Here is a 10,101-nt window from a genome sequence, read left to right on the forward strand (position 1 = left end):
ATGCGGATACGGGTGTCAGCTGTGCCGGGCGATGAGCTCCTCGCGACGTACGGGATCGAGGTTCACGCGCGAGACGTCACCGTCGTAGTGGTCGAGCAGTCGCGGGTCCATCACCTTGCGCCACAGCGGCGGAACGAACGACAGCAGGATCATGACGGCGTAGCCGGCGGGCAGCTGCGGCGCCTCCTCCATCGTGCGCAGCGTCTGGTAGCGCCGCAGCGGATTGGCGTGGTGGTCGCTGTGCCGCTGCAGGTGGTAGAGGAACAGGTTGCTGCAGCTGTGGTCGCTGTTCCAGCTGTGCCGGGGCGCCACCCGCACGTAGGAACCGTCGGGTCGCTGCTCGCGCAGCAGGCCGTAGTGCTCGAGGTAGTTGGCGGCCTCGAGGAACATCACCGCCAGGACCGCCTGCACGATCAGCCACGGCGCGACGGACCACCCGAACACCGCGATCAGTCCGGCGTACAGCACGACGGTCAGCGCCCAGGCGTTCAGGACGTTGTTGCGGGGGCTCCACCAGGGCAGCCCGCGACGGGCCAGGCGGTCGCGCTCGTACCGCCAGCCCGACCGGACGCCACCGAACACCGAGCGCGGCAGGAACTTCCAGTACGTCTCGCCGAACCGGGCCGTCGCGGCGTCCTCTGGGGTGGCGACGCGCAGATGGTGACCGTGGTTGTGTTCGACGAAGAAATGCCCGTACCCGGACTGGGCGAGGGCGATCTTGGCGAGCCGGCGTTCGAGGTCGGTGCGCTTGTGCCCGAGCTCGTGCGCGGCGTTGATGCCGACGCCGCCGACCACGCCGACGGTGGCGGCCATCGCGAACCGCTCGGGCCAGCCCATCGGCGCGACGGTCCAGACCCAGCAGGCGAAGACGAGACCGGCGTACTGCAGCGGCAGGTACAGGTAGGTGCACCAGCGGTAGTACCGGTCCTCCTCGAGCTCACGCACGAGTTCTTCCGGCGGGTTGGCCTTGTCGACGCCGGTGAATCGATCGACGAGCGGGACGATCACCGCGATCAGCAGCGCGCCGAACGCCCAGAAGAGTCCCAGGCGCAGGTACTCGACGAGCACCCACGCGACGAACGGGCTCAGCGGGACGGCGAGCCCGCACAGCCACAGGTATCGCTTGCGGTCCCGCCACTGCGCCACAGCGGCACCGTCCCCCACCATCTACACCAACCCCCTGGTTGTCTCGCCCATCCCCCGAACATCACGGTTCCCACACGCGTATGCCCGCGACGCGCCGGAATGTTACCGAATGGTAGGACAAAAGAGACGAACTGTCCAATGGGTTGTGACCTGCACCGAAAGCAGCAGCGGCGCCGCACCGAAGGTGCAGCGCCGCCGAAATGTCGGGACGAACCCGCTCAGATGGGACGAACCCCCTGGGCCTGCGGACCCTTCTGTCCCTGTCCGATCTCGAACTCGACCCGGGCTCCCTCGTCCAGCGACTTGAAACCGGAACCCTGGATCTCCGAGTAGTGAACGAACACGTCGGGTCCACCGCCGTCCTGCTCGATGAAGCCGAAACCCTTTTCGGCGTTGAACCACTTCACAGTTCCCTGTGCCATACCGTACGACTCCTCAATCCACCCGCGCGTCACCCCGACGCCACGGTCACAAGTCGTCATGATTGCACTTTTCGAGCCGAACGTCGCGGTGGACGCGGCGACGCGCCCCAAATCCGGCTGAAACCCGGTTGCGGACGGGTGGCACCATGGACGCCGTGAGTACAGGAGAACAGGGCCACCTTCACCACCGCATCAGCCGGAAACTCGAGCAGTCCGCGAAGCTGCAGAACGTGCTGTACGAGATCCGCGGGCCGGTGCACGCGCACGCCGCGCGGCTCGAGGCGGAGGGGCACCGCATCCTCAAGCTCAACATCGGCAACCCGGCGCCGTTCGGGTTCGAGGCGCCGGAGACGATCGTGCAGGACATGATCGCCGCGCTGCCCCACGCCCAGGGTTACTCGGAGTCGAAGGGCATCGCGTCGGCGCGCCGGGCCATCGTCACCCGCTACGAACTCGTGCCGGGCTTCCCGAAGCTCGACATCAACGACGTCTACCTCGGCAACGGCGTCTCCGAGCTGATCACGATGACGATGCAGGCCCTGCTCGACGACGGCGACGAGGTGCTGATCCCGGCGCCGGACTACCCGCTGTGGACGGCGATGACGTCCCTGGCCGGGGGCACGCCGGTGCACTACCTGTGCGACGAGTCCAACGAGTGGAATCCCGACATCGAGGACATCGAGTCGAAGATCACGGACAAGACCAAGGCCCTGCTGGTCATCAACCCGAACAACCCGACGGGCGCCGTGTACTCGCTCGAGGTACTCGAACAGCTGGTGCAGCTGGCCCGCCGGCACCAGCTGCTGCTCCTGGCCGACGAGATCTACGACAAGATCCTCTACGACGACGCCAAGCACATCTCCCTGGCCACCCTCGCCCCCGACCTGCTGTGCCTGACCTACAACGGCCTCTCGAAGGCCTACCGGGTGGCCGGATACCGGTCGGGGTGGATGACGATCACCGGCCCGAAGGAGCACGCGGCCGGCTTCCTCGAGGGCATCGACCTGCTCGCCTCGACCCGCCTGTGCCCCAACGTGCCGGCTCAGCACGCAATCCAGGTCGCGCTCGGCGGGCATCAGAGCATCGAGGACCTGATCCTGCCCGGCGGCCGGCTGCTCGAGCAGCGCGACGTCGCGTGGGAGCGTCTGAACTCGATCCCCGGGGTGAGCTGCGTCAAGCCCCGCGGCGCCCTGTACGCCTTCCCGCGCCTCGATCCGGACGTGTACGAGATCCACGACGACGAGAAGCTGGTCCAGGACCTGCTGCTGCAGGAGAAGATCCTGATGGTGCAGGGCACCGGCTTCAACTGGCCGGACCCGGACCATCTGCGGATCGTGACGCTGCCCTGGGCTCGCGACCTCGCGGTGGCCATCGAACGGTTCGGCAACTTCCTGTCCAGCTACAAGCAGTGATCTCCACGAGAATCGACCGCCGTCACGACACGCCCGGGATGCGCGACACGCCGAACGTTGTCGAATGTATATGTACCCCCATGCGAACTGCATCGCCGCAGGCCGGGACGTCGACCACGAACCGGGAACGAGCGTTCGGCCGGGTTCCGGTGAGGACCGACACACCGTAGGTACTACCCGTCGGACCGACAGAAGCAGTACGTTTGTCTACGGCACCTCAGCGTGCTGGGCTCCCTGATCATCGCCACCCCCCCTGTGCGAGATCAGGTCGACGGTGGCGGGGACACCCCCCCTGCTCCCCGCCACCACCAGCCCATCTCCCCCGCGAGTGACCGCGGACTCCGCGATGCGACCTCACCGAGACCACGTCGTTACCCTGTGTCGGTGACACGAGCAGAGCCCACCGGCCCCAGCCACGGACACGGACACGGGCACGGACACGGCCACTTCTCCGGACCCGTCCCCGTCGGACCCACCGCCGCGAAGGTCGTCGTCGGACTCCTCGTCGTGATCGGCATCGCCGTGCTGGCGGGCGCCGTCGCCCTGTGGCCGAGCCGCGAGGCCGTCGACATCCCGGCCCCGCTCCAGACCACCGGCGGCGGAGCCGTCGTCACCGAGGCCGGCACCGTCGTCGAACAGGACATCGGCGCGTGCGGCAGCAGTTCGGCCGGCCGCCCCTTCACCGGCGACCCCGTCCCGCCTCCCACCGAGGCCTACCAGTGCCAGCGCAGCATCGTCACGATCGATTCGGGCCCCAACGAGGGCACCCGCACCCTGCTCGAGATCGGGCCGGGCCCGGGGCAGCCCGACCTGCGCGTCGGCGAGGAGATCCGGCTCGTGCGGCAGGTCGACCCGTCCGGCGCCACCCAGTACTCGTTCTACGACTACGCCCGCGGGCTCCCGATCGCGCTCATCGTCACCGCCTTCGCGGTGGTCATCGTCGCCGTCGCCCGCTGGCGTGGCCTGCGCGCCCTGATCGGCCTGCTGATCGCGTTCGGTGTGCTCGTGGTGTTCATGCTCCCCGCGTTGCTCGACGGCAAACCCGCTGTGCCCGTCGCGCTGGTCGGCGGCGCGGTCATTCTCTATGCCGTGCTGTATCTCGCGCACGGGGTCAACCTGCGCACCAGCTCGGCCCTGCTCGGCACCCTCGCGTCGATGCTGCTCGCCGCCGTGCTCTCGTACGTCACGATCCGGATGACCCACCTGACCGGGCTGTCCGAGGAACAGAACACCGACGTGCAGCTGTACCTCGAACAGGTCAGCATCACCGGTCTGCTGCTCGCCGGCTTCATCATCGGCTCCCTCGGCGTCCTCAACGACGTGACCATCACCCAGGCGGCGTCCGCGTTCGAACTGGCGGCCCTCGATCCCACCGCCTCGCGCCGGAAGGTGTTCTCCTCCGCGATGCGGGTCGGCCGCGACCACATCGCCAGCACGGTCTACACCCTCGTGCTGGCGTACGCCGGTGGCGCCCTGCCGCTGTTGCTGCTGTTCAGCGTCGCCGGCCGGTCCATGTCGGACGTGCTCACCGGCGACGCCGTCGCCATCGAGGTGGTGCGGGCGTGTGTGGGCGGTATCGCACTGGCGCTGTCCGTTCCGCTGACCACGGGCATTGCCGCGCTGCTGGCCCGGCCCGGCGCCCCGGAGCCCGCAGCCCGCAAGGGCCGCCATGCCCGGTGACCGGTTCGACGGCCGCGGGCGTCGGTGAACGTGCGAACGATAGGTATTCTTCCCCTGTTGTCGTCCGGTGCGAGGGACCGGAGTCACGACACACGAGATCGAAGGGCAGGGGCCATGTTCTCCGAGCAGCACAGGCCTGCCGGCGCACCACCAGGAATAGGCACCACAACTTCGCCGGTCGCTCTGGACACCGACTGGGCCCAGGAGGAGCCGTCGGTCCTCCTGATCGAGGACGACGCCGGCGATGCGCTCATCGTCGAGGAGCTGGTGGCGGACAGCGCGCAGGGCATGCGCCTGGAATGGGTCCAGACGATGGCCGCGGCCCGCGCCGAACTGGCCGCCGGTCTGCCCGACTGCATCCTGCTGGATCTGCATCTGCCCGACGCCCAGGGCATGGACGCCCTCGCGCGAGTGCAGCAGTACGCCGCCGGCGTCCCGGTCGTGGTGCTCACCGGCCTCGCCGAGGAGCAGACGGGCCTGGCGGCGGTCGCTGCCGGCGCCCAGGACTATCTCGTCAAGGGCCGCGTGGAGCCGGACCTGTTCGGCCGGACCGTGCGCTACGCCATCCAGCGCAAGCAGGCCGAGCACGCCGCCGTCGCGTTGCAGGCCAGCCGGCTGCAGGCGCAGGAGAACACCCGCCTCGAACGCGGGCTGCTGCCGTCGCCGATGCTGCGCCACGCCGGCGACGTGGACATCGTGGCGCGCTACCGGCCCGGAAGTGACCAGTCGCTGCTCGGCGGGGATTTCTACGACGTCGTGCAGACCGAGGACGGCGCCGTGCACGTGCTCATCGGCGACGTCAGCGGGCACGGTCCCGACGAGGCCGCCCTCGGGGTGAGCTTGCGGATCGCCTGGCGCACCCTCGTGATCACCGGCGTGACCGGTGTCGCCCAGTTGCAGAAGCTCGAACGGATCATGGTCGCCGAGCGGGCGAACGAACGGCACTTCGCCACCCTCACCAGTCTCGTCATGTCGCCGGACCGGCGCCGGGTGCAGGTGATGCGCGCCGGGCATCCGGGCCTGCTGCTGCACAGCCCCCGGGCGGTCGACTGGGTCGAGGCGCCCGGCGGACCCGCACTCGGGTTGCTGCCCGGTGTCTCGACGTGGCCCGTGCACGAGTTGGAGCTGCCGGAGGGCGGCGGCATCATGATGTTCACCGACGGGCTGTTCGAAGGCCGGGTCGGCGACGGCGGGGAACGCCTCGGCGAGGAGGGGCTGCTGCGGCTGGCCCGCGAGGAGGGTCACCTGGCGCCCGAGGCCTTCGTCGACACCCTGATAGACCGGGCCGAGGCCCTGGCCGAAAGTCACGGAGGACTCGGCGACGACGTGGCCGTGGTGCACGTGCGATGGAGCGAGAAGGCAACGGAGCAGACATGAGAGACCCGTCGATGCCCGAACCCAAGGTCGAGCGGGTGCGCTCGCGGCTGACGGTCCAGAGCTGGTTCCAGGTCGCCTTCGCGGTCCTTGCCGTGTTCGTCGTGCTCGGCACCATCGTGGGCGGGTACTTCATCCAGCGCACGGTCCAGATCACCGACGAACTGGTCGACCAGATCCAGCCGGCCCGCGCCGAGGCGTACCGGCTGCAGGCGGCGCTGCTGGACCAGGAGACCGGCGCCCGCGGCTACGCCGCCACCGCCGACGTCGAGTTCCTCGCGCCGTACCTGACGGGCCAGCAGGTCGAGCAGGAGGCCGCTGACCGGATGCGGGAATACACCGCCGGCCACCCGGAATTGCGCGCCGACGTCGACGAGATCGAGGCAGCGGCCGAGGCCTGGCGCGCCGACTACGCAGAGCCCCTCGTGGCGAGCGTCGTCCCCGGCGTCCCCGCCCCGGTGGATCCCGCGGCCACCGAGCGGGGACGGACCACGTTCGACGCCATGCGCACCCTGTTCGAGGAGCAGAACGCGGCACTCGTCCAGGCCCGCGCGGACGGCTACGACGACCTCCTGCACGCCCGGACCATCCGCAACTCGGTGCTGGTGGCGATGGTGGCGGGCTTCCTGCTCACCGGCCTGCTCATGGTGATCCTGGTACACAACCTTGTCGCCCTGCCCCTGGTCAGCCTGCGCGCGGCGACGCGGCGGGTCGTCGCGGACGGCAACTTCGACCAGCACATCCACCCTCAGGGCCCGAAGGACATCCGGATCCTGGCCCGGGACGTCGAAGCGATGCGCGGGCGCATCGTGTTCGCGCTGGCCGCAGCACACACCCAGCACGAGCAACTCGCCCAGCAGAAGGCGGACCTCGACACCCAGGCCGAGGAACTGCGCCGTTCGAACGCCGAACTTGAGCAGTTCGCCTACGTCGCGTCCCACGACCTGCAGGAGCCGTTGCGCAAGGTCGCGTCGTTCTGTCAGCTGCTCGAGAAGCGCTACGGCGACAAGCTCGACGAGCGCGGTGCCCAGTACATCGCGTTCGCCGTCGACGGCGCCAAGCGCATGCAGGTCCTCATCAACGACCTGCTGACCTTCTCCCGCGTCGGCCGGGTCAGCGACGACCACGTGCGCGTCGACCTGGATCAGCCGCTGGACAAGGCCGTGGCCAATCTCGCCGCCGCGATCGACGAGTCCGGCGTGCGCATCGAACGCCCCGAGAATCTTCCCGAGATCACGGGCGATCCGACCCTGCTGACGATGCTCTGGCAGAATCTGGTGGGCAACGCGATCAAGTTCCGCCACCCCGACCGCACTCCCACCGTGCAGATCACCTGCGACCGGGACGAGGGGGATCAGGACGGGCCCGGAACCTGGACGTTGTGCGTCACGGACAACGGCATCGGCATCGACGCCGAGTTCGCCGAGAAGGTGTTCGTCATCTTCCAGCGTCTCCACGGCCGCGACGTCTACACCGGCACCGGCATCGGGCTGGCGGTGTGCAAGAAGATCGTCGAGTACCACGGTGGCAGGATCTGGATCGACACCGAGCACACCGAGGGCACCCGGTTCTGCTTCACGGTCCCCGCCCTGCCCGACGAAGAACCCGAAGCGCCCGCCCCGGCCGACGCCGACCTCGAAGGAGCCCCCGCATGACCCCCGCCGAGCCCATCGACGTCCTGCTGGTCGAAGACGACCCGGGCGACGAACTGATGACCCGCGAGGCCTTCGAGGACAACAAGATCGGCAACGAGCTGCACGTGGTCCGCGACGGCGAGGAGGCCCTGGACTTCCTGTACCAGCGCGGCGCGTACACCGAGGCGCCGCGTCCCGACCTGATCCTGCTCGACCTCAACCTGCCCAAGTACGACGGGCGGCAGGTCCTCGAGAAGATCAAGTCCGACCCGGATCTGTCCGACATCCCGGTCGTGGTGCTCACCACCTCGGCCGCCGAGGAGGACATCCTGCGCAGCTACCGGCTGCACGCCAACGCGTACGTCACCAAGCCGGTCGACCTCGACCAGTTCATCGGGGCGGTCCGGCAGATCGACGAGTTCTTCGTCCAGGTGGTGCGGCTGCCCCGCCGTCGCCAGTAGTCCCGGGCGGCCGGACCGGCGTCAGATGCTCCAGCGCATGGTGACGACGGTCCCGCTGTCGGCCGGGGCCACGGTCGCCGTGTCCGCCAAGGAGTTGATCAGGGTGAGGCCGTGCCCGCGCGAGCTCGTGCTCGGGTCGGTGTCGTTTGCGCGCCAGCTGCCCCGGTCGATGATGGCGACCTCGACCTGGCGGTCGGCCGGGATCAGCGTCGCCTCGAGGTCGAGCGTGCCCGACGCACCGTCGCGGTAGGCGTGCTCGACGGCGTTGGCGAGGGCCTCGTAGCTGGCCAGCAGCACGTCGCGGGCCAGCTCGGGGCTCACGTGCACCGCGTCGAGCCAGCGTTCCAGGGCTCGCCGCAGCACGGTCAGCTGACCGGGCTCGGCGCGCACGCGCCGATAGGCAAGCGTGACCGAGTCGCACAGCGGGGTGTTCTGCGGCGAAAACATCGTTTGTACTCTAGCCTGTCGCGCTGGGCGCCATCAGGTTCGCGGGTCCCCGGCAGCGGACGGGGCCCGTCAGATGGGTAACCGCAGCTCCGGCGGCACTTCGATCGTCGGCAGCGGCGGTAGCGGCGGCAGCGTCGGCACCGGGATGTTCAGGCCGGGGATCAACGGCGGCGGTGCCGTGGCGGGGGGCGGCGGAGGCGGCACCACGCGCGCGGTCGTGGGGTCCTCGACCGGCGGGACGGTCGTGGTCGTCGTCGGTGCCGGTGCCGGCGCAACGGCGGGCGCCGGCTGCGGGGTCGGCGACGGCGTCGTCACGATCACCTCGGTCTGCCGGATATCCGACTCGTCGTCGCCGGCGAGGGTGTTCTGGGCGCCGAGCGCCAAGCCGATCATGGCAACCACGCCCAGGGCGGTGCCGGCCAGCCCGGCCCCGCTGATCTGCCGTTTGGACACGTGCGGTTCGTGAGCGGTCGCCGCCCGCTTCCGCCTCGGTGTCCTGGTCTCGCCGGACGGTGCGGGCGTGGCGGGGCGCGGCAGCCGCTCGGTGCGGTGCGGCGCCGTGCCGCCCGGCGGGACGATGCGTTCGGTCGCGGCCGGGGCGGCGAGTTGTTCGGTGACCGCGGTGTCCGCGGCGACGGCGCGCAGGGCGCCACCCTTGGCCAGGACGAGCTCGGGTTCGTGCGGAACCACGACGGGCAGCTTCGTCCACGTCTCGAGCACCCGGCGCACCAGGCGGACGTGGGCGCCACCGCCGAGCAGCACGATCGTCTCGGGCCGGGCGCCGGACCGCTGCACGACGTCGCGCACGAACCGCGCCGAGGCCTCGACGAGCGGGGTGATCAGCGGTTCGAACGTCTCCAGGGACATCAGGATCACGCCGGCGGTGCCCGGCACGGCGACGGCGTCGCTGCCGGACAGCTGTTCCTTCGCCGCGCGGCACTGGGCGACGAACTCCTCGTCCTGCGGGTCGTCGGGCCGCCACACGCCGTCCGAGCCGAGCAGGTGCAGGCGCACCGCGTCGTCGAACAGGCGCCCGGCGACGGCCCCGGTGCGTTCGGTGTGCACGGCGCCGGTGCTGCGGTCGGCGACGGTGACGGTGAGCCCGGACGCGCCGAGGTCGTAGAGGACCGCGACGTCGGCGGTGAGCTCGCCGGTGGCCCGCAGGTACGTCAGTGCGGCTTCGGACTCGCCGACGAGCCGGTAGCGGTCGAGTCCCTGCTCGGCCATCGCGGCGCGGAGCCGTTCGGCCTCGGCGGCGTCGCGGTACACCAGGCCCGCGCGCTCGACGCTCTCCCCCGCGATGCCGGCCTGCACGAGCACGCCCACGGTCTGCGCCGCGAGGCGTGCCGGGTCGTCCCGTCTGGTCTCGACCACCTGGAACTGGTAGCCCGCGGAGGGTGCGTCCGGATCGATCGGACGAACGATCCGGACGGCACTCGTCCCTGCGGTCACCCCGAGAACCGAACTCATCAGCCGCCTTCTGATCGTGTTTTGCGCCGCACAGCCTCCCCCGGCGCATCCCGAC

9 protein-coding genes are annotated in these 10,101 nt (G+C 70.0%); 5 read left to right on the top strand and 4 right to left on the bottom strand.

Going from position 1 to position 10,101, the window contains the following annotated elements:
• Window positions 1-15 precede the first annotated feature (15 nt).
• The gene (locus QNA09_RS18375) at window positions 16-1,167 is read right to left on the bottom strand and encodes an alkane 1-monooxygenase (RefSeq protein ID WP_026138113.1); all 1,152 of its coding nucleotides are present in this window, start codon (window positions 1,165-1,167) and stop codon (window positions 16-18) included.
• A gap of 197 nt (window positions 1,168-1,364) precedes the next feature.
• The gene (locus QNA09_RS18380; RefSeq protein ID WP_003938894.1) at window positions 1,365-1,568 is read right to left on the bottom strand and encodes a cold-shock protein; all 204 of its coding nucleotides are present in this window, start codon (window positions 1,566-1,568) and stop codon (window positions 1,365-1,367) included.
• A gap of 146 nt (window positions 1,569-1,714) precedes the next feature.
• On the opposite strand from QNA09_RS18380, the gene QNA09_RS18385 reads away from it, so the two are divergent.
• The 5 genes from QNA09_RS18385 to QNA09_RS18405 all read left to right on the top strand — a co-directional run bounded on the left by QNA09_RS18385 (window position 1,715) and on the right by QNA09_RS18405 (window position 8,129).
• Window positions 1,715-2,980: a pyridoxal phosphate-dependent aminotransferase gene (locus tag QNA09_RS18385; protein WP_017682223.1), complete on the top strand. Its 1,266-nt coding sequence runs from the start codon at window positions 1,715-1,717 to the stop codon at window positions 2,978-2,980.
• A gap of 378 nt (window positions 2,981-3,358) precedes the next feature.
• Complete coding sequence (locus QNA09_RS18390) at window positions 3,359-4,660, top strand: YibE/F family protein (protein ID WP_119699995.1); 1,302 nt, start codon at window positions 3,359-3,361, stop codon at window positions 4,658-4,660.
• A 114-nt stretch (window positions 4,661-4,774) separates the two neighbouring features.
• The gene (locus QNA09_RS18395) at window positions 4,775-6,037 is read left to right on the top strand and encodes a PP2C family protein-serine/threonine phosphatase (protein ID WP_010593276.1); all 1,263 of its coding nucleotides are present in this window, start codon (window positions 4,775-4,777) and stop codon (window positions 6,035-6,037) included.
• Window positions 6,038-6,048: 11 nt separating this feature from the next.
• Entirely contained in the window at window positions 6,049-7,689 is a 1,641-nt protein-coding gene (locus QNA09_RS18400) for a CHASE3 domain-containing protein (RefSeq protein WP_010593277.1), read from the top strand.
• Window positions 7,686-8,129, top strand: a complete 444-nt coding sequence (locus tag QNA09_RS18405; protein WP_003938889.1) for a response regulator — start codon at window positions 7,686-7,688, stop codon at window positions 8,127-8,129. Before QNA09_RS18400 ends, QNA09_RS18405 begins: the two co-directional genes overlap by 4 nt.
• Window positions 8,130-8,150: 21 nt before the next feature.
• Here QNA09_RS18405 and QNA09_RS18410 read toward each other — a convergent pair whose 3' ends face one another.
• A complete protein-coding gene (locus QNA09_RS18410; RefSeq protein WP_010593278.1) occupies window positions 8,151-8,576 on the bottom strand; it encodes an ATP-binding protein in 426 nt (141 codons plus the stop codon).
• Window positions 8,577-8,645: 69 nt separating this feature from the next.
• Window positions 8,646-10,046 carry an Hsp70 family protein gene (locus QNA09_RS18415; RefSeq protein WP_099528036.1) on the bottom strand — a complete coding sequence of 467 codons (1,401 nt, stop codon included), beginning with the start codon at window positions 10,044-10,046 and terminating at the stop codon, window positions 8,646-8,648.
• Between the last annotated feature and the right edge of the window lie 55 nt (window positions 10,047-10,101).

This window comes from Rhodococcus sp. AH-ZY2 (assembly GCF_030916465.1).
Taxonomy (GTDB): Bacteria; Actinomycetota; Actinomycetes; order Mycobacteriales; family Mycobacteriaceae; genus Rhodococcus; species Rhodococcus ruber.

Excerpts from the sequence above, each read along its gene's own strand:
- QNA09_RS18375 (WP_026138113.1), bottom strand. The coding sequence starts at position 1,167 with ATGGTGGGGGACGGTGCCGCTGTGGCGCAGTGGCGGGACCGCAAGCGA.
- QNA09_RS18380 (WP_003938894.1), bottom strand. The coding sequence starts at position 1,568 with ATGGCACAGGGAACTGTGAAGTGGTTCAACGCCGAAAAGGGTTTCGGC.
- QNA09_RS18385 (WP_017682223.1), top strand. The coding sequence starts at position 1,715 with ATGGACGCCGTGAGTACAGGAGAACAGGGCCACCTTCACCACCGCATC.
- QNA09_RS18395 (WP_010593276.1), top strand. The coding sequence starts at position 4,775 with ATGTTCTCCGAGCAGCACAGGCCTGCCGGCGCACCACCAGGAATAGGC.
- QNA09_RS18400 (WP_010593277.1), top strand. The coding sequence starts at position 6,049 with ATGCCCGAACCCAAGGTCGAGCGGGTGCGCTCGCGGCTGACGGTCCAG.
- QNA09_RS18405 (WP_003938889.1), top strand. The coding sequence starts at position 7,686 with ATGACCCCCGCCGAGCCCATCGACGTCCTGCTGGTCGAAGACGACCCG.
- QNA09_RS18410 (WP_010593278.1), bottom strand. The coding sequence starts at position 8,576 with ATGTTTTCGCCGCAGAACACCCCGCTGTGCGACTCGGTCACGCTTGCC.
- QNA09_RS18415 (WP_099528036.1), bottom strand. The coding sequence starts at position 10,046 with ATGAGTTCGGTTCTCGGGGTGACCGCAGGGACGAGTGCCGTCCGGATC.